This window comes from Lentisphaera araneosa HTCC2155 (assembly GCF_000170755.1).
In the GTDB taxonomy this organism is placed as follows: Bacteria; Verrucomicrobiota; Lentisphaeria; order Lentisphaerales; family Lentisphaeraceae; genus Lentisphaera; species Lentisphaera araneosa.
The window spans coordinates 23,740-42,790 of sequence record NZ_ABCK01000034.1 but is presented as its reverse complement, the minus strand read 5'-3'; the positions used below and the strand labels follow the sequence as shown (position 1 = coordinate 42,790).

The window sequence follows — 19,051 nt, the reverse complement described above, 5'->3', positions numbered from 1 at the left end:
GGAGATAGGTTTTACAATTTTTCTTTTGTTTTCTCGACTAGCTGAATATGAGAGATAATCATATTTTTATCGACGGCTTTGCACATGTCATAGATAGTGAGTAGCGCGACAGAAGCAGCAGTGAGAGCTTCCATTTCAACGCCAGTTTGACCATTGCAGCGTGCGAGTGCAGTAACTTTGACTCCCGAATCAGTGAGTTCAGTATCCACAGAAACTTTATTTAATAAGAGCGTGTGACAAAGGGGGATGAGGTTTGAGCATTGCTTTGCAGCTTGGATACCAGAGATGCGAGCCGTCGTCAGGACATCGCCTTTTTTCATTGAGTTATCAGTGATCTTTTGGCGCGTTTCCGCATTCAAGCTAATAGTGCCTTCGGCAATAGCAGTACGTTTTTGCGTGATTTTGTCACCCACGTCAACCATATTGACTTTGCCTTCTTGATCCACATGAGAAAATTCTGACATTTAAGACTCCTTGTGATGATGAGCGTGTTTTGAGCATTCGTGGCATTCCACCCAGCCACTTGATCCGTCGGTGTAATGCTCATTTTTCCAAATAGGAACGCGAATTTTGAGTTCGTCAATAATATACTCACAGGCATCAAAAGCGGTGCCGCGGTGCTTTGCGCCAACAATGAGTCTTACCGCAGAATCGCCAATTTGAAGGTCACCAGTGCGGTGAGCGCAAAAAACTTTATGGATATTGAATTTGTCGAAAGCTTCGGCAATGATGCGGTCGCCTTCTTTTACGGCTAACGCTTCATAAGCTTGGTATTGCAGATGTGTGACGTCGCGGTTTTCGTTGTGGTCGCGCACCCGGCCATCAAAAATGACGTAGCCTCCAGATTGACGAGTGGAAACTTTTGCGATGATATCAATATCTTCGATCGGCTGTGGTGAAATGATGAAATTAGACATTAGCCACCTGCCACGGGAGGGATGAAAACGATGTTGTCACCATCCTTCAGTTGGCTTTGCCAGTCCCCAAACTCATCATTGATCGCAACGCGTAGTTTAGAACTGCAGTGCTCAAAAGAATAAAGTTGTTGCAGTTCAGTGTAAAGTTCTTTGGGAGTGGAGGCTATCGATTGGAGCTCTTCGCTAGGCTTACCAGTGAAGTCGCCAAGGAGGCTAAAGTACTGCAGTTTATAAGTATTCATTTTATCTATTGAGTTCTTCTATAATTCGTTGTGCGTCTTCAGGGGTGTTTGCGTTATCTAAGTAATTATACTCCCCTTGTTCGAGAAGTTCTATCGAAGAATTGAGTAAAACTTTTCTAGGGCAGAGACGATTTGTTGCTAAGAACTGATAAAAGCGATTTTGCGCTTTTGGTTCGTAAATCGCAAAGAGTGGCTCAGGCATGTCGTCGGAATTGGACTTGAAGCAAGTGGCATAACGTTGTGCATTGCGACCTGCGTAGAGTTTTTCGATGGCATCTTGGTTGACAAGAGGCAGATCACAGCCCATAACTGTCCAAGCGGATGTGGAGTCTTTTTTGAAAGCAGACAAGATGCCACCAGTCGGCCCCATGTCTTTGAGTTGATCAGTGATGATCGGCAGACCTAGGCAATCTTCGGGCAACTCCTGATTTTCATCTCTAACAGATAGATAGACTTCGTCACATTGAGTTTTGAGTAATTCGTAGGCTTGGCGTGCCATGGATTTATCGCCAAACTGCATACTCGCTTTATCTTCACCCATTCGACGGCTTTTGCCACCCACAAGAACTAAGCCTTTAGTTTTTGGGATGCGAGTTTTGAAGGTTTCTAAGATAATTTCTTTAATGGCGGGAATATCATCGCGATGTAAATAAGGCACTTCAAGTGGTAGGCCCTCTGGGCGTTCTTTTGCGGGCCCCGCAAAAGCTATGACGTTCTCGAGATCTTTGTCGGCAATTTCTTTAAGCATTTTTTCATTCACAAGAAGGACGCGGGGAGATTGTGTGTGGTTTTTATAACCTTCCACAAAAACGAGATCGTATTCGAGTAAATTGAGACTGCGCCAGATTTCATTAGCAGGGCGCTTTTCGAGTTTGGCACGTGCTTCGGGGTTGTTGATGACAACAGCTTGGGCACCAGCCATTTGGGCTTGGTGAGTGTCTTTGCGAGGTTTGTCCATTTCGAAACGGTGCGCATCTGATTTTGCATATGCAATATCAAAGTCTTGGCACATTTCATTGATTAGACGGCAGATTAAAGTGGTTTTTCCAGAGCCCGAGTAGGCACTAAATTTGATTTCGAATGGGTTGAATAGCCAGGGGAGGCCACCGCGATGGTGATTCTTGCTCATTAAAATATCTTCCTAAGGATTATTTGCGCCAAGATGCTTGTCAAAAATGATTTGTCAAAAAAGAAAAATGAAACTCATGATGAATTTGTCTTTTGTGAGTGCTCGTCATTAATGATTTTATTGCAGATGATAGAAATGAATTTGGTTTACTGCATTTTGTATTTTTCACATACAAGGCTGATGCTCTTGGGCATAGATCATGTCATGCCTTCAGCACTCAATTTGAGTCCCGACGGGACGGTATAGCGCAGCCTGGTACGGAAGTGCCAGGAGTAGATCCATAGATAAATAGTGAGTGCCAACGGTACGGTATAGGGCTCTGTGTCATGCCGACCGCATTTATCTGGGCTATAAATCTCGATGGGTACGGGGTAGGTCAGCCCTGTGTATTTACTTTTAATAACTCGTCGCAGAGTTAATAATTAATTCGGTCTTCTCACTCACTAAGAGAAAAACTTTTGAGCTAAATCGTTTACACTTTTGAAGAAAAGAGAAAGTCCATTATTTTGGAGCAAAATTAAATAACTTAGAGTATAAATAATGAAAACAATTGGTATCATTGGTGGTGGTCAGCTCGGACGCATGATGACTCAGGCGGCCAAAAAGATGGGCTTTCATGTTATTGTATTAGATCCAGGTGAGAATTCGCCAGCGGGACAAGTCGCGGATTCGCAGATTTTGGGTTCATGGAATGACTCTGAAAGCTTAAAGAAAATTGTTGAGGCTTGTGACGTTTGCACTTACGACCTCGAGCATGTGGACACGAGCGCTTTGATTGAGCTTTCTGATCAAGGGCATGAGATTCATCCTGATCCACGCGTTTTATCAGTAATCCAAGATAAGCTTTTGCAAAAGCAGTGCATTGAAGAAGCGGGTTTAAGTACGCCTGCTTTTATCGAACTCACTGAAGATGCGGACTTCGCAAAATTTGGCTTTCCCCTCGTTCAAAAAACTCGTAAAGGTGGTTATGATGGCAAGGGTGTTCTCGTCATGAAAGACGAATCGGCACTTGTGGAAAAATTACCTGGCGAATGCATGCTCGAAAAAATGGTTGATCTCGAAATGGAACTCGGCGTTATGGTGGCGCGTGGTATTGATGGCGAACTAGTTTCTTACCCAGTGACGGAAATGACTTTTGATGATCGTTCAAATATTTTAGATCTCTGCATTGTGCCAGCAAGAATTTCTGCGGACTTAGAAGTAAAAGCACGTACCTTGGCAGAGAAAACAATTGAGGCTCTAGGTGGCGTTGGTATCTATGGCGTTGAAATGTTTGTGGATAAACAAGGCGAAGTCTTTGTTAATGAAGTTGCGCCGCGTCCACACAACTCTGGCCATTACACAATCGAAGCTTGTGTAACGAGTCAATACGAGCAACATATTCGTGCGGTTGCCGGTTTGCCTTTGGGTTCTCCCGAGCAAATGCGTCCTTGTGTGATGTACAATCTTTTAGGTGAGCCAGGTCATACAGGCGAGCCTGTTTTAGATGGTTTAGAAGTTTGCCTTCATATTCCAGGTGTTTCTCTGCATATGTACGGAAAAGCTGAAACTCGCGGCTTTCGCAAAATGGGTCATGTAACCGTGACGTCAGAAAATTTAGATGAAGCCCTCGAAAAGGCCTTAATTGTAAAGAAAAATTTAAAAGTTATCTCGGAGTAAATTATGTCGAAGCCACTTGTTGGAATTATTATGGGCAGTGATTCAGATCTGCCAGTTATGGATGCTGCACGCGAAATCATGAAAGAATTTGATGTGCCTTACGAGATTACTATTGTCTCAGCACACAGAACTCCGGACAAACTTTATAAGTACTCTGAGTCAGCCGTGGAGCGTGGTTTGGAAGTTATTATTGCGGGTGCAGGCGGCGCAGCTCACTTGCCTGGCATGGTGGCAGCTATTTCTCCTTTGCCAGTTGTTGGCGTCCCCGTGCGTAGTTCCAATTTACAGGGCCTAGATTCTCTTCTTTCTATTGTACAGATGCCTGGCGGAGTTCCTGTTGCGAGTGTCGCCATTAATAATGCAAAAAATGCAGGACTCTTAGCTGTTCAAATGCTCGGTGGGAAGTTTCCCGAGTACCGTAAAAAAATGATTGCCTACAAAAAAGGCATGGATGAGATGGTTCTCGAAAAGGCCGCAAAAATGGAAGCTGAGGATAAAGCTTAAGCACAATGGCCATTTTCCGAGGTACAGAGGAAAATATCAAAAAAGCTGCTGAGCATTTAAAAAATGATAACTTAGTGGCTTTTGCAACCGAGACAGTCTATGGTCTCGGTGCGAACGCTTTGTCTCCACCTGCCTGTGAAAAAATTTTTAAAGCGAAGAAGCGACCCAAGTATGATCCGCTGATTGTCCATATAGCGGAAATATATCAGCTCTCAGATTTGGTCAAAGAAATTCCTGATGTCGCTTTGGATTTAGCCGAAGCTTATTGGCCAGGCCCTTTGACTTTGGTTTTTAAGAAAACAGATTTAATCCCCAGCCTCATTACTTCAGGTTTAGATACGGTGGCAATTCGCATGCCAGCGCACCCGCTGGCTCTAGGGCTCTTGAGCGAAGCTCAAATTCCAGTCGCAGCACCCAGTGCCAATCCCTTTGGTTATTTGTCCCCAACTAGCGCCGAACACGTTTTTTCTCAGTTGGAGAATGAAGTCGATATTATTTTAGATGGTGGTGAATGCGATTGGGGCATAGAGTCCACAATTGTCGATTGCAGTAGTGGTGAAGCCATTCTCTTGCGTCAAGGGGGGATTAGTGCAGAAGATATTCGTCGTGTGACGGGCTCAGTTCAGTTTGGTAAAGCAGTGCTCGAAAGACCTTTGGCGCCTGGGCAACTTGCAAGCCATTATGCCCCCAATACCAAGTTGATGATTCTGAAGAGTGGAGAAGTACCAAATATTGCGGACTCCGCAAAAGTAGGTTTCTTACAAATGGGGTCGACTTCAATTGAGGCTACAGAAATTGAAGTTTTATCTGAGAATGAGCAAGATTTTAAGTCCATTGCCCATAACTTATTCTCAGCTTTGCACCGCCTAGACTCAAAAGGTTTAGATGTGATTTACGTTTACGAACTCGAAGGTAATGACCTCGCTTCGGCCATTATGGACCGCCTCTTAAAAGCCGCGGCCAAGCGGTCGTAAAACGCACTTCGTGCTTAGGTAGCGCACTTCGTGCTTAGGTAGCGCACTTCGTGCTTAGGTAGCGCACTTCGTGCTTAGGTAGCGCACTTCGTGCTTAGGTAGCGCACTTCGTGCTTAGGTAGCGCACTTCGTGCTGAGTTATTTATTAGTGTAGATCAGTGAAGATTAGTGGTTTAAAAAAACAATTCGTTCAATTAGCGAAATTAGTTGTTAAAAACCCTTCTCTTCATTCAAAATTCACAATTAAAAATTATCCCCACCTCTCCGTGTCCTCAGTGCTCTCCGTGGTTCCTTCTCTTTATTCAAAATTTAGAATTCACAATTAAAGATTGCTCTAAGCATCTGTACTATCTGCTAGATCTGTGGTTCCACTCTTTTCTTGTAGAAACTAAAAAAGCTCCCAAGTTTTACCTTGAGAGCTTTTGTGATTTTGAATAAAGTCCGTTGCTTAGTGAACGTGAGGTTTTAACTGGAATTTTTTAGACTGATAGACTTTGTCGCCAATATTGAAGCTGATTTGAACTTCTGCTGAGAATTCTTTGCCAATTAAGAAAGTGCTATCCGCTTTAGTGTCGCCAGGGAAGATGAAGTAGTTCGTTTTGCTATTTCTAATGTTGCCCATGCCATCTTCATCTTCATTCTTGTCCTTGTTTCTAACTTGGAGTTGAACTTCCTTGCCTTCTAAAGAAATGAATTTAACGGTGATTTTAGTGTCTAAACCTAGGTCGAGGGGCGAGTGAGCTTCATCTCTATTAGTCAACCAAAGTTCCAAATCGCCTTTGTCGTCGTGAAGCTTGAGCTCCGCAATGCCTGCGGCTTGTTGATCTGAGTAGAGCTTAGCTTCAATACCGTGATGAGGTGTATGGCTGTGTCCGTGATCATTTTGTGTTTCGGCTTGTTTTGAATTTTCCTCGCTTGTTTTGACGGTAGCAGGTTTCTCAGAGCAGCCAACAGCGAGAAAGAGGATTGAGAAAAGATAGATAAGTTGATTTTTGAGCATGATTACATCCTTATTGATAATTAGATATCGTATAATATTTGCCTAATTTTCGGATGCAATAGTATTTAAGTGATCCAATTATCGTTTTTATGAAGTTTTTATTAACAATTGTTTTATTTATGCCTCAAAAGGCTTCATGCCTCTCCGATCCTCCCAATCATGCTGAGAATACGCACTACGTGCTGAGAATACGCACTACGTGCTGAGAATACGCACTACGTGCTGAGAATACGCACTACGTGCTGAGAATACGCACTACGTGCTGAGAATACGCACTACGTGCTGAGAATACGCACTACGTGCTGAGAATACGCACTACGTGCTGAGAATACGCACTACGTGCTGAGAATACGCACTACGTGCTGAGAATACGCACTACGTGCTGAGAATACGCACTACGTGCTGAGAATACGCACTACGTGCTGAGTTATTTATTAGTGTAGATCAGTGAAGATTAGTGGTTTTTTATTCTTTATTGTTTAGCTCACAATTCAAAATTGCCCCTCTCTTAGTATTAATCAGTGATGATTAGTTAATTAATCTTTTTTTTTATTTTTGTAGTTATACTTTAAATCTATGAATTCCAAAGAATATATTTTAGAGATTTTGACTGACTTATGCCAAGCAAAAATAGATTTTGTTCTATGTGGTGGAGTGGCGGCAGTCTTACACGGCGTAGAACGTTTGACAATGGATATTGATATTGCAATAAATTTCGACAGATCTAATGTTCAAAAATTTCTCGGAGTTATGAAAGATTTAAGTATGCAGTCTCGTGCACCAATTCCACCTGACTCTTTATTAGATCACGAAATAAGACAGCTCTTGATTAATGAGAAAAATGCCATTGTTTTTACTTTTATTGATGTGAACAATCCCTTTAAGCAGATTGATATATTTCTAGAAGATTTATATGGGCGTTTAATTGATTCTTCTGATGAGTTTGATATCACTGCAAATGAGACTCTGAAGGTAGTCGATGTTAAGGCTTTGATTAAAATGAAAGAAGAAGTTAAGCCAATTCGTGATAAGGATCAAAGAGATATAATAGAACTCAAGAGATTGATCAATGAATAAGCAAGACATATTAAAAAAATGCTCTGAGAAAGATTTTGATGGTCATACGGACTTTAAAAAAATGACGCCCAAGCAAAAGTTGCAATGGCTCTCCAATACCGCCTACTTTGTTTATCAAACCAAGTCTAAAAACTTGAAGTGAGTTTACGCATTACGTGCTGAGAATACGCACTACGTGCTGAGAATACGCGCTTCGTGCTGAGAATACGCGCTTCGTGCTAAGTTTACGGCCTTCGGCCTGAGTTTACGCACTACGTGCTGAGTTTACGGCCTTCGGCCTGAGTTTACGCACTACGTGCTGAGTTATTTATTACCTGAATCCGTGAGCTGGCTTTGGAATAATCTCGTAGGGTTTTTATTTTTCAGAACTTTACAGCTTTTTGCAGGAATACCCGTAGGTCTTTTGAAAAAAGTTGTAAGTCAATGAAGGTGAAAGACCAAGATGCTTAACTTAGGTTCTTTCTCATTTTTTGTGGATAGATGCTCCAAGGAGTATTGTTAAGCTTATCAAAATAGGAGCTAATGATGACCGAACAACTTTTTGCAGAAATGTTAAATCTCGGGGATAAATGGGAAGTTAGTAAACTAGAAGTTTTGGCAGAGCAATCATGTATTGAAGTGACAATTAAAGATACAGCTAAACTTTTAGAAGGTATGGAATGCCCTTGTTGTAAGAGAACCGATTTAATTATAAAAGATCATGCAAATGAAAGGCTATGGGATCATCTACAAATGTGGACTTATAAAACTGTATTAAAATGCCGATTGCCTCGTGCCCTTTGTAAATCCTGTAAAAAAACGTGGACAATTCGAGCTCCTTGGGAAGGTGTCAATAAACATTCCAGTAAAGACTTTGAGGCATTAGCCTTGACCCTCATGCGTCATATGCCCGTGTCAAAAGTAGGTAAATTAATGAAAGTTGATGATCAAAAATTATGGAGGATTCTAAGAGTATATATTGATAAAGAACGGGCCAAACTTGACTGGAGTGAACTCACGAGAATTGGAGTAGATGAGTTGAGTATCGCAAAAGGTCATCGTTATGTAAGTGTTTTTGTGGATATGGAAAACCATAGTGTTCTATTCGCTGCAGACGGCAAAGATGCACAAGTTTTTGAACAATTCACCGAGGAACTTTACCTGAAAGACGGTCACCCTCATGCAATTACTGAAGTTAGCATGGATATGAGTCCCTCTTATAAAAGTGGCGTTGATTCAAATATGCGCAATGCTCGTAAAGTATTTGACTACTTCCATATTGCACAAAACTTAAACAAAGCAATTGGCAAAGTTTGTTCCAGAGAGCGCCGTACAAAAGGTGATATTCGAAACCTCCTAAAAAAGCCTCGTTTATTTCAAAAGAACAGAGACAAACTCAAGGAAAAAGATCAGCAAACTATAGAAAAATTAAAAGAGCTGAACACTGCAACAGCCATGGCATACCAAATGCGCTTAAGTCTCCAAGATATTTTTAAAACGAAGTCCGAAATCAAAGCTTTGTTAGGGTTAAAAGCATGGATATCTTGGGTTCATAATGAAGCTGAAAAAGAAATGTGGAAATACTTTTTAAACCCTCTAAAGAAATTTGCCGAATCTCTTACAAAACATTTTGATGGAATTATTGCTCGATGGATGCACTCCGACATTCTACGCAGCAACTTGAAGTTCGATTTGAGATAATAACTGGTAGAGTCTCTCCAAGTTGAACCCTATAGTGCTTATGAGCGTTTCCTGTCGAACTCTCTTTAAGCCACAAACGGTAAACCTCTCAAGATTGTGATAGTTCTTCATCTTTGAAATCCCCGCTTCAGAGATTGAGCGGATGTTTCTCGCCAGCTGATAGTTTTCACTTTCATAAATTTCTTCTCCCAGAAGCTTCTTGCCCTTTGAACCGCTGATACTGACTAATTCCACTCCCTGTTCTATGGCGTAATCCAAATTCGTTGCAGAGCTATATCCATCATCAACACTGACCATCATAGCGGATTCTCCAGTCATTTTTTTATTTTCCACAAGGCAATCTGCAAAGACTTTACTGTCACTGGTATTTCCAGATTCCAAAATGAAAGAAGTCAGAAAACCATTGGCACTAAAAGCAAAGTTTGGACGATAACCAAAAACTGTTTCACGACCGCCTTTTTTGATAAAGGCAGCGTCGTCATCACTCATACTGTAAATTTTTCTTGCCGTCTTGGCATCGTAGTCCTCAGGAGCCATCTTAAAGCGGTGCTCAACCATCAAAACTTTATCAATAAAGCGAGAAAAATCTTCATCAAGCATCGAGGACTTTATACTGCTACAGTGCTGTTTGATTTTAGGTAGAACCTTTTCCAGGCGTGTTATAAATTTTCGACACCTCGGCAAAAGTTCTTGTGTATAAGACTTATACCTCATTTTCTTGGCTCCTTTCTTCCCTTTAAACATCGAAATCACAAAATCCAATTTACTCATATCATCACAGTAATTCTGTAGACGTTTGAGAGGGATTCCTCTACGTTCAAGGCAAGGGAGCTTATCATGTACTTTCTGAATATTTTTCATAACTTTACAACTAAGGTTCTTCAGTAATGCACTATCAACCGGCCAGGACGAATCGGCTTTGATGGCTGTGGAATCAATGATTACTGCTGAGAAATCATCTAAGTCACATGCTTTGACACAGTTCAAAATAGCTTGATGAAAAAGTGTAAGGGTATGTTCAGAAAGTGCAGAAATCTGTTCATGAATCGTATTGCGTGAAGGGAACTTCCCGATGCCTAGGCGCCCGATAAATTGATGTAATGAACTGTTCTCACATAACATGCTATAGCCGCGTTCCCCGTAACAATTATTATAAAAGTGACGGGCTATGAACAAGGCAACCACTAATTCCGCTGGTGGATGCTTTTTGGTATTGCCATTTTTAAATTCGCGATTTTTAGTAGCGGCCCTATCCATACTCAACTGGAATTGATCACTCTCAATCGCTTTTCGGATCCCTTCAAATTCAGGAAGAAGTATGATTTCCCCCGCAATCTTCAGCGGACCGCTTAAAATTCCTGCCGTTTGTTGTAGTTCCCCGATGAAATATTCGGAAAAAAGAGTATCGTTCATGATGAATTCCGCCTGCTATTTGTTTTTGTAAAGAACTACAATATAGCATTTTAGGCGGAATTTTTTACAAATAAATACATTTTAAAGCTATTATTTATGAGCCTCTTGAATGAACTGTCGGAGTGCATCTCGATGGAGGCACGGAACAAGTAATGCTGTATTGGAAGGAATTAATTCCGTTTTCTCAGCAGTTAAAAGACGGGCCAGAGGGTTTAGATCTAAAGAATATCTAAAAATGATGCTCTATTTCACTAAAGGAAATTTAACTGGGATACCAAACCTCATCCCCTCAAAGTGAGAAAGAACCTTAACTTAATGTAGCTCACGGATTCAGGTATTAGTGTAGATCAGTGAAAATTAGTGGTTTAAAAAACAATTCCTTTAATTTGCGAAACTCACTGTTCCCACTCTTTTGCTTTTGACCTTCATTCAAAATTAAAAACTCACAATTAAAAATTGTTTTTAAGCCTCCAATAAGACACAAAAAAAGCCCGCGATTAAGCGAGCTTTTTTGATTCAACTGAAAGTTGAATTAACCATCGTTGCCGATTGAGTCAACGGGGCAGTCTTCCAATTGTTCTTGGCAGAGTGCAACTTCGTCGTCAGATTCTGGTTGTTTGAAGATGTAGGCGTTGCCAGCGTCATCTTCTTGGAAAAATTCTGGAGCCGCTCCGTAGCAGAGTCCGCAAGCGATGCAACCTTCTCCGTTGTCGTCATCCGGGTCGGTGCAGTAAAAAGCACCTGGGATGCTGTCAGCATGTTTAGCTTCAATATTAGCCATTGTATACTTGTCCTGATTATCTAGTGTTTGTTTATAAGTTCGGCAAAATACGCCATAAGTCAAAAAATAAAAGTGCTTTTCTCAAAATGTCTTTTAAAAGAGGTCCAAGTTAACGAGCTTCGCGCTGAGTTTGCGCACTTCGCGCTGAGTTTGCGCACTTCGCGCTGAGTTTGCGCACTTCGCGCTTAGGTAGCGCACTCGTGCTTGGGAATCGCACTTCGTGCTTGGGAATGGCACTTCGTGCTTGGGAATGGCACTTCGTGCTTGGGAATGGCACTTCGTGCTTGGGAATCGCACTTCGTGCTTGGGAATGGCACTTCGTGCTTGGGAATCGCACTTCGTGCTTGGGAATGGCACTTCGTGCTTGGGAATCGCACTTCGTGCTTGGGAATGGCACTTCGTGCTTGGGAATCGCACTTCGTGCTTAGGTGGCGCACTTCGTGCTTAGGTGGCGCACTACGTGCTTAGGCAGCGCACTACGTGCTTAGGTATTTCTTATTGAGGATCAGTGAAGATTAGTGGTGAAATTCTTTACTTATCCTCAATTCTCCTGACCCTTCCGTGCTTTTCTGTGTGTTTCGTGGTTCCATTCTTTTGCTCATCATTCAAAATTCAAAATTTCTGAATTGGCCCTAGCCCTAGCGAAGCATAACTTCAAGTACTTAAGCTTAGGCTCTAAGTTTCTTTCCGCCTTGAAAGACTTTACTTAAACTGTATTTTTTTAAAATTGGGATATTTATGCAACGTATTATTCAAGTTAACAGTGTTTGTGAGCAAGACGCAATTCGTCGTGCCTCAACGAAACTCATGACCCGAGAAGAGAGGGTTTTAGCTCTTCTCGAAATGCAGAACCGTTTTTTACGTTGGGATACACATCCCAGTATGGAAAGAGTTGCAAAAATTAAGCGTTTAGATTTTAAAGATGTTTAGTCAGCTCTCGGAAGATATGAAAGAATTTCTAGTTCTTTTACAAAAATATGAAATCGATTTTTTGGTTTGTGGTGGTCATGCTGTTGCTTTTTATGGCTACCCCCGTATGACCTTGGATTTTGATTTGCTGATCAAGCCAAATATCGAAAATGCAAAAAAAATAATTAAGTGTTTGCATGAGTTTGGTTTTGGCGGAATTAAGGAATTGACTGAAGAGCGTTTTTACCAGCGAGGGACAGTTTTCACCTTGGGAGCTCAGCCTAATCAGATTGATTTATTGACGTCTGTAAGTTCACAAAATGAACAAGAGATTTTTGCAAATAAAGTCTTGGGTGAATTAGATGGATTTGAGTTGGGTTTTATTTGTCTGGAGGATTTGCTTCGGGCAAAAAAAGAAGCGAATCGACTCAAAGACCAAGTCGATGTCCAAGAACTGGAAGCTTTGCATCGCTGATGAAACGGCCTTCGGCCTAAGTTTACGCACTTCGTGCTGAGTTTACGCACTTCGTGCTGAGTTTACGCACTTCGTGCTGAGTTTACGCACTTCGTGCTGAGTTTACGCACTTCGTGCTGAGTTTACGCACTTCGTGCTGAGTTTACGCACTTCGTGCTGAGTTTACGCACTTCGTGCTGAGTTTACGCACTTCGTGCTGAGTTTACGCACTTCGTGCTGAGTTTACGCACTTCGTGCTGAGTTTACGCACTTCGTGCTGAGTTTACGCACTTCGTGCTGAGTTTACGCACTTCGTGCTGAGTTTACGCACTTCGTGCTGAGTTTACGCACTTCGTGCTGAGTTTACGCACTTCGTGCTGAGTTTACGCACTTCGTGCTGAGTTTACGCACTTCGTGCTGAGTTTACGCACTTCGTGCTGAGTTTACGCACTTCGTGCTTAGGCAGCGCACTACGTGCTTAGGCAGCGCACTACGTGCTTAGGCAGCGCACTACGTGCTTAGGCAGCGCACTACGTGCTTAGGCAGCGCACTACGTGCTTAGGCAGCGCACTACGTGCTTAGGCAGCGCACTACGTGCTTAGGCAGCGCACTACGTGCTTAGGCAGCGCACTACGTGCTTAGGCAGCGCACTACGTGCTTAGGCAGCGCACTTCGTGCTTAGGCAGCGCACTTCGTGCTTAGGCAGCGCACTTCGTGCTTAGGCAGCGCACTTCGTGCTTAGGCAGCGCACTTCGTGCTTAGGTAATTATTAGTGAAGATTAGTGGTTTAAGGTTTTTTTCAGTGTGTTTCCGTGAACTCTGTGGTTCCACTCATTTGTAATTTTTCTTTCCATTCAAAATTTAGAATTCAAAATTAAACATTGTATACTGCCTCCACCATCTGTGTTATCTGCTAGATTTGTGGTTCCACCCTTCTTATATCATTCATAATTTAAAATTAAGCATTTAAAATAACCCACTCCTCTTTAGTGTTCATCAGTGAAAATTAGTGGTTTAAGGTTTTTTCAGTGTGTTTCCGTGAACTCGGTGGTTCCACTCATTTGTAATTTTTCTTTCCATTCAAAATTCAAAATTAAACATTGCATACTGCCTCAACCATCTGTGTTATCTGTTAGATCTGTGGTTCCACCCTTCTTGTATCATTCATAATTAAAAAATTAAGCATTAAAAATTACTCATCTCTTAGTGTGGATCAGTGAAAATTAGTGGTTCAAGCTTTCGTGTTCATTCGTGGAATTAGTGGACCCTTCTCTTTATTCACCATTTAAAACTGCTCTTCCAAACTTCTTTTCATAACTTGTATGCTCTTGATATACTAAGATATTAGTATATAATTAGTTTTATCGATATCATTTAAACCATTATATTAGTATCTTATGATTTACGAAGTTCACATTTTTGATAATGCACAACAAAAATATAGACTTATGGCAAAGATCGAAAAAACTGATCATGCCATATTACTAGAATATGATATGGATTATGTTTTTGAATATATTGATAATAAAGCAGGAGATCGCCTAAGTTTGTCTTTAGATTGTAGTTTTGAATTTTGGAAATTTGAAGACTGGCCTGCTTTTATCTTGGATTTAATGCCTTCGGGCAATGGTAAGCGATTTTTACTTGAGAAATATGGCCGCGGTGATGACGACTTCTTGCTTCAAGTTGGCGCATGGAATCCCATTGGGAATTTGCGAGTGAGCGGAGAATTGACCAATGATTTTATTGGCGGTATTGCGGATCAGCAAATCATGACTTTTTCAGAAGAGGATATCATTCAAAAAAATAAAAATTTCCTTAGCTATGCAAAGTTGTGTGGTGTACAGATTGATGGTGCTACGGATGTTCAAGGCGATGCGCCGAAGTTTTTACTTGTGAAGGATTTCGAAGGCCGGTTTTACGTTGATTCAGGTCTGGTCTCACCAGATGAAATCCAACAACATTACATTGTTAAATTCCCGCGAGGCAAGAGCCTGGCCGATTTTGATGTTTTGAAAAACGAGGCGGCGTACTATGAGGTGGCACGACGTTTAGGCTTAAGCGTAGGTGAGGAGCTCTTTTTTAAGGAGGGAGCTCTTTTTATTCCTCGTTTTGATCGTGAAGTGAAAGAGGAAAAAATTTATTACTATGGCCTAGAATCTCTCTATTCTATCGCAGGAATAAGTCAGCGAGGGCAGATCTCTGATAATTTTCACTTCTGTGAATTGCTTGCCAAGTACTCGACTTCGCCTAGCCAGGATGTATTAGAATTTTTGAAACGCGATGTGCTCAATATTTTATTGGGGAATCCTGATAATCACGGAAGAAATTCAGCTATGCTCAAGAAGAATGCTGAAGTTCGGCTTTCGCCACTCTATGATTTTGCCCCAATGTTTTACGATCCCAATGATATTTTTATGCGTCGCTCAATTTGGTTTAGTAATGAAGAGAGCGGTAGACCCTCTTGGGGCTGTATTTTAACGAAGCTTTCGATTTATGGTGCAGATATTACTGAAGGATTTCGAGCGTTTGTAAAGGCTTTAAGTGAATTAGTACAAGTGCTGAGAGTATGTCAAGTGGATGAATTTATCATTGAGAGACGCCTAGTAATCATTGAGAGTGAAATGAAAAAGTTAGAGGAGGTTTAAAAATGCCAAAAGATCGTAAGGCAATCATTGAAGATCTCCAGAATGATTTAATTAATAATCGCTGTGAGATTGGCGAGGCAATAAAAACCATGCGCAAAAGCATAGGACTTAATCAGAAGGACTTTGCAAAACTATTTGGCTTAACAGTCAATGCTCTGAGCTTATTGGAAAATGATAAGTCCAATCCCACACTCAAAACCCTTAATAATATCGGCTCGAAATTTGGTTTTAAAATCAACTTCACCCCGAAGTGATAGGCAGGGCGTTTGGCGCTGAGTTTACGGCCTGTGGCCTGAGTTGACGCCTTGCTGAGTTTACGCACTTCGTGCTGAGTTTACGCACTTCGTGCTGAGTTTACGCACTTCGTGCTGAGTTTACGCACTTCGTGCTTGGTAATCTTTAGTGTAGATCAGTGAAGATTAGTGGTTTAAATCTTTTGTTTTAATTTCTTTCCTTCAATTCAAAATTCAAAATTCACAATTAAAAATTGCCCTTCTTACCTTCGTTTAATTTGCGAAATTCGCTGTTAAACAGCGAATGACACATATGACACGAATGAAAATAACTCAGCGAAGCGCCCCTCTCAGGCCAAAGACCGTGATATTTTATGTAATATATTACTTGAACTATTTTTTAACATAGATAATATGCTACTATGATTAAACGAGCTATTACATCTGAGTTTCACCAGCTTTGTCGCGAATTTCCCGTGGTCACAATTTTAGGGCCTCGTCAAGCTGGGAAAACTACCTTGGCAAAAGTTGAGTTGCCATCTTATGACTACAGTAATTTGGAGGATCCAGAAACGCGTGCTTTGGCCAGCGAAGACCCCAAAGCCTACCTAGCTCAGTTCAAGGGCAAGCTTATCATCGATGAGATTCAGCGCGTACCCCATTTGTTGAGTTACATACAAGTTATTATCGATCAAAATAAGATTATGGGTCAGTATGTCTTGACTGGCTCGCATCAACTTGAGCTTAAAGCGGCAATTAGTCAGTCCTTGGCAGGGCGAACGGCAATTATTAAACTCCTGCCCTTTAGCATTAGTGAGTTGGAGGCTGCGGGAATTGCTTATGAAAGCTTCGAAGAGTACTCATTAAAAGGTTTCTTGCCGCAAGTTTACGACCGTTCCATACGACCTTATGTGGCTTACTCGAACTATTATCAGACCTACGTCGAGCGTGATGTTCGTCAACTGATAAAGCTCAAGGACCAAGGTTTGTTTGAGAAATTCATGAAGCTGCTCGCGGGTAGGGCAGGGCAAATCATGGATTATTCTTCCTTGGCAAATGACCTTGGAGTTAGTCAAAAAACCATCAAAGATTGGTTGTCCATTTTAGAGGCGTCTTTTATTATTTATAAATTGCCCCCTTATTATAATAACTTTGGTAAGCGGGCGATTAAGTCATCAAAGTACTATTTTATTGAGTTAGGCCTCTTGTGCTTTTTGCTGGGCATTAAAAATCGTAATCACTTGCAGCGCGATCCACTAGTGGGGAGCATTTTTGAAAATTTAGTCGTGCTCGAATTTCTTAAATATCAATTGAATCAAGGCTCCATGGATCAGGCTTACTTTTTCCGCGATAGTAATGGCAACGAAGTCGACTTACTTATCAATATCAATGATTTTGACTGGCAAATTGAAGTTAAATCAGCCAGTACCTATGCGAGTAAGCAGTTGAAATCACTCGTGAAAATGAGGACCCTAATGGACGCCAAATCACTGCTCGTCTACAATGGCGATTCAATGGATTTGAGTGATAATTACTACCTCAGGAACTTCAAAGAGCTGACCGAGCTCGTCTAACGTTTCTGAAGAAAATCGCCCTATGCCTCCGTGCTTAGGTAGCGCACTTCGTGCTTAGGTAGCGCACTTCGTGCTGAGTTTACGCACTTCACGCTGAGTTTACGCACTTCACGCTGAGTTTACGCACTTTGTGCTGAGGTGATTATTAGTGTTAATTAGTGAAGATTAGTGGTTTACTTATTCCTTCTTTATTCTACGCATCATTTAAAATTAAAAATTCACCATTTAAAACTATCTCTTCGCCATCTGTGCTATCTGCTAGATCTGTGGTTAGGCCGCCTTTAATTCGTTCAATTGGTGAAATTCGTTGTTGCGGCTCTTATGACCGAAGATGAGTGGAAAAGTTTTTTACTTCTCTTCAATTCACCTGATCCTTCCGTGCTTTTCTGTGTGTTTCGTGGTTCCAGTTTTTGTTTTTATTTCTTTCCTTCCATTCACCATTAAACCCTCACAATTAAAAATTGCTCTAACCATCTGTGCTATCTGTTGGATCTGTGGTTTCATTCTTTCCCTTCATTCAAAATTCAACATTGACAATTAAAAATTATTTTCAGTGTATCCAATTTTTTAAAAATACTGCTGAAAATTGAAAGTAGCTCTTGAAATCTATCGTTTTTTTTAGTAACTTTAATAAAACAAACGATAATCAATTCTGTGCTCTCGAAATTCAGTTTTGATGCGGAGCCTGCCTAGGTGATATTTTAGCTTATTTATACTCCCATGGCAATAGCTTCTTTTAATAAATCTTATGATTCATAAAAACGACATTCAAGAACTCGAAATTCTCAAGCATGTGGAAGAAACTCCGCATTTGAGTAACCGCATTGCCGCCCAAAAACTGGGCTGTAGTATTAAACTGGCTCATGAAGTTTTAAAAAAAATGGCGGGTCGCGGCTTGTTACATATAAAAAAAGTTCATTCGCGCCGTTGGGATTATTTTCTCACTCCGAAGGGCATCTCCGAGAAAGCACGCCTTACTATGGAGTTTCTCGATTTTTCGATGCATTTCTATCATGAAGCCAGAAAACTCAGCTCTCAAGTCTGTCGTGATCTCGCTGATTCCGGAGTCAAAAAACTATCTTTTCTAGGTGCGGGGGACTTAGCTGAAATCGTCTATCTCGGTCTCAAGGAATGGGGGCTTGAACTCGAAGCCATTTACGATGATGAGAAAAAGAGCTTTTTAGGGCATGATACACAGTTGTTAAGCGACTTAGTTGATAATAAGCATGGAGCCGTTTTAGTTTGCCTATATGATCCCAAGCAGCCGACGGCAAATAATTATTTGCCTGAGGGTGTCAAAGTAAATGATAACTTCCACTGGATCTTCAATTAAAAAGTTTAACAGCGAATTAAACAAATTATACGAATGAAAGAACTTATTCTCAAAGCAGAGAGTTACGCAATTATTGGAGCATGTATTGCTGTACATAAGGAGCTGGGTCAAGGTTTTTTAGAAGCTGTCTATCAAGAAGCTCTAGAGATTACTTTTAACAAAGTAGCTATTCCAAATGAACGCGAGAAAGAACTTAATATTTTATTTAATGATCAGTTACTTGAGAAAAAATTCTATGTGGATTTTCTTTGCTATGATCAAATTGTTGTAGAACTCAAGGCAGTCAAAGCACTAGACCATAATCATGAAGCCCAAGTTATCAATTACTTGAAAGCAAGTAATAAGCCTCTGGGAATTCTAGTTAACTTTGGAGAGAAATCTCTTGTTTATAAACGCCTTATTAATAAATATCATAATTCGTATAATTAGCGAAATTCGCTGTTAGAACTTTTAAAAGCATGAAACAACTAATTACACAGATTTCACGAATAAAAAATATAAATAAAGCAATGCGGTCAACCATA

General features: G+C 41.0%; 22 protein-coding genes. 15 read left to right on the top strand and 7 right to left on the bottom strand.

What is annotated here, in order from left to right; translation table 11 throughout:
* Positions 1 to 11: 11 nt before the first annotated feature.
* From moaC to LNTAR_RS22100, 4 genes are read right to left on the bottom strand one after another with little or no spacing between them, the layout of a single operon-like run.
* Positions 12 to 464, bottom strand: coding sequence for a cyclic pyranopterin monophosphate synthase MoaC (gene moaC, locus LNTAR_RS22115; RefSeq protein WP_007280996.1), 453 nt, complete (start codon positions 462 to 464; stop codon positions 12 to 14).
* Entirely contained in the window at positions 465 to 917 is a 453-nt protein-coding gene (locus LNTAR_RS22110; RefSeq protein WP_007280995.1) for a molybdenum cofactor biosynthesis protein MoaE, read from the bottom strand. It abuts the gene before it with no gap.
* A complete protein-coding gene (locus LNTAR_RS22105; protein WP_007280994.1) occupies positions 917 to 1,159 on the bottom strand; it encodes a MoaD/ThiS family protein in 243 nt (80 codons plus the stop codon). The genes LNTAR_RS22110 and LNTAR_RS22105 overlap by 1 nt, the downstream gene beginning before the upstream one ends.
* 1 nt (position 1,160) lies before the next feature.
* Positions 1,161 to 2,288 carry a molybdopterin-guanine dinucleotide biosynthesis protein MobB gene (locus LNTAR_RS22100; protein WP_007280993.1) on the bottom strand — a complete coding sequence of 376 codons (1,128 nt, stop codon included), beginning with the start codon at positions 2,286 to 2,288 and terminating at the stop codon, positions 1,161 to 1,163.
* 540 nt (positions 2,289 to 2,828) lie between these two features.
* Between LNTAR_RS22100 and purK the strand changes: the two genes are divergently transcribed.
* The 3 genes from purK to LNTAR_RS22080 are packed head-to-tail and all read left to right on the top strand — an operon-like array spanning position 2,829 to position 5,425.
* A complete protein-coding gene (gene purK, locus LNTAR_RS22090) occupies positions 2,829 to 3,947 on the top strand; it encodes a 5-(carboxyamino)imidazole ribonucleotide synthase (protein ID WP_007280991.1) in 1,119 nt (372 codons plus the stop codon).
* Positions 3,948 to 3,950: 3 nt separating this feature from the next.
* Entirely contained in the window at positions 3,951 to 4,451 is a 501-nt protein-coding gene (gene purE, locus LNTAR_RS22085) for a 5-(carboxyamino)imidazole ribonucleotide mutase (protein WP_007280990.1), read from the top strand.
* 5 nt (positions 4,452 to 4,456) lie between these two features.
* The gene (locus LNTAR_RS22080) at positions 4,457 to 5,425 is read left to right on the top strand and encodes an L-threonylcarbamoyladenylate synthase (protein ID WP_007280989.1); all 969 of its coding nucleotides are present in this window, start codon (positions 4,457 to 4,459) and stop codon (positions 5,423 to 5,425) included.
* Between the two features lie 448 nt (positions 5,426 to 5,873).
* Here LNTAR_RS22080 and LNTAR_RS22075 read toward each other — a convergent pair whose 3' ends face one another.
* Complete coding sequence (locus LNTAR_RS22075) at positions 5,874 to 6,425, bottom strand: hypothetical protein (RefSeq protein WP_007280988.1); 552 nt, start codon at positions 6,423 to 6,425, stop codon at positions 5,874 to 5,876.
* Positions 6,426 to 7,001: 576 nt separating this feature from the next.
* Between LNTAR_RS22075 and LNTAR_RS22070 the strand changes: the two genes are divergently transcribed.
* The 3 genes from LNTAR_RS22070 to LNTAR_RS22065 all read left to right on the top strand — a co-directional run bounded on the left by LNTAR_RS22070 (position 7,002) and on the right by LNTAR_RS22065 (position 9,182).
* Positions 7,002 to 7,502 (top strand): hypothetical protein, encoded by a 501-nt coding sequence (locus LNTAR_RS22070; protein WP_007280987.1) that lies wholly within the window; start codon positions 7,002 to 7,004, stop codon positions 7,500 to 7,502.
* Positions 7,495 to 7,644 carry a hypothetical protein gene (locus tag LNTAR_RS27415; RefSeq protein WP_007280986.1) on the top strand — a complete coding sequence of 50 codons (150 nt, stop codon included), beginning with the start codon at positions 7,495 to 7,497 and terminating at the stop codon, positions 7,642 to 7,644. Before LNTAR_RS22070 ends, LNTAR_RS27415 begins: the two co-directional genes overlap by 8 nt.
* A 380-nt stretch (positions 7,645 to 8,024) precedes the next feature.
* Entirely contained in the window at positions 8,025 to 9,182 is a 1,158-nt protein-coding gene (locus tag LNTAR_RS22065; RefSeq protein WP_238527792.1) for an ISL3 family transposase, read from the top strand.
* Here LNTAR_RS22065 and LNTAR_RS22060 read toward each other — a convergent pair.
* The gene (locus LNTAR_RS22060; protein ID WP_007278401.1) at positions 9,150 to 10,595 is read right to left on the bottom strand and encodes an ISNCY-like element ISLar6 family transposase; all 1,446 of its coding nucleotides are present in this window, start codon (positions 10,593 to 10,595) and stop codon (positions 9,150 to 9,152) included. The two genes, LNTAR_RS22065 and LNTAR_RS22060, sit on opposite strands and share 33 nt — an antisense overlap.
* A gap of 109 nt (positions 10,596 to 10,704) precedes the next feature.
* Here LNTAR_RS22060 and LNTAR_RS28325 point away from each other — a divergent pair, with 109 nt between their 5' ends.
* Positions 10,705 to 10,893, top strand: a complete 189-nt coding sequence (locus LNTAR_RS28325; RefSeq protein WP_083800117.1) for a transposase — start codon at positions 10,705 to 10,707, stop codon at positions 10,891 to 10,893.
* 234 nt (positions 10,894 to 11,127) lie between these two features.
* On the opposite strand, the gene LNTAR_RS22055 is transcribed toward LNTAR_RS28325, so the two are convergent.
* Positions 11,128 to 11,376, bottom strand: coding sequence for a ferredoxin (locus LNTAR_RS22055; protein WP_007280984.1), 249 nt, complete (start codon positions 11,374 to 11,376; stop codon positions 11,128 to 11,130).
* Between the two features lie 200 nt (positions 11,377 to 11,576).
* Here LNTAR_RS22055 and LNTAR_RS22050 point away from each other — a divergent pair, with 200 nt between their 5' ends.
* The 8 genes from LNTAR_RS22050 (at position 11,577) to LNTAR_RS22015 (ending at position 18,956) form a co-directional block, all read left to right on the top strand.
* Positions 11,577 to 11,804 (top strand): hypothetical protein, encoded by a 228-nt coding sequence (locus LNTAR_RS22050; RefSeq protein WP_157473788.1) that lies wholly within the window; start codon positions 11,577 to 11,579, stop codon positions 11,802 to 11,804.
* 310 nt (positions 11,805 to 12,114) lie between these two features.
* The gene (locus LNTAR_RS22045) at positions 12,115 to 12,306 is read left to right on the top strand and encodes a hypothetical protein (protein WP_007280982.1); all 192 of its coding nucleotides are present in this window, start codon (positions 12,115 to 12,117) and stop codon (positions 12,304 to 12,306) included.
* A gap of 16 nt (positions 12,307 to 12,322) precedes the next feature.
* Positions 12,323 to 12,760, top strand: coding sequence for a hypothetical protein (locus tag LNTAR_RS22040; RefSeq protein ID WP_193363970.1), 438 nt, complete (start codon positions 12,323 to 12,325; stop codon positions 12,758 to 12,760).
* A 1,376-nt stretch (positions 12,761 to 14,136) separates the two neighbouring features.
* Entirely contained in the window at positions 14,137 to 15,387 is a 1,251-nt protein-coding gene (locus tag LNTAR_RS22035; RefSeq protein WP_007280980.1) for a type II toxin-antitoxin system HipA family toxin, read from the top strand.
* Between the two features lie 2 nt (positions 15,388 to 15,389).
* Entirely contained in the window at positions 15,390 to 15,641 is a 252-nt protein-coding gene (locus LNTAR_RS22030) for a helix-turn-helix domain-containing protein (RefSeq protein WP_007280979.1), read from the top strand.
* Positions 15,642 to 16,042: 401 nt separating this feature from the next.
* Complete coding sequence (locus LNTAR_RS22025; protein ID WP_007280978.1) at positions 16,043 to 17,194, top strand: ATP-binding protein; 1,152 nt, start codon at positions 16,043 to 16,045, stop codon at positions 17,192 to 17,194.
* Positions 17,195 to 17,942: 748 nt separating this feature from the next.
* Complete coding sequence (locus LNTAR_RS22020; protein WP_007280976.1) at positions 17,943 to 18,527, top strand: helix-turn-helix domain-containing protein; 585 nt, start codon at positions 17,943 to 17,945, stop codon at positions 18,525 to 18,527.
* 33 nt (positions 18,528 to 18,560) lie between these two features.
* On the top strand, positions 18,561 to 18,956 hold the full coding sequence (locus LNTAR_RS22015; protein WP_007280975.1) for a GxxExxY protein: 396 nt from the start codon (positions 18,561 to 18,563) through the stop codon (positions 18,954 to 18,956).
* Positions 18,957 to 19,051: the final 95 nt, after the last annotated feature.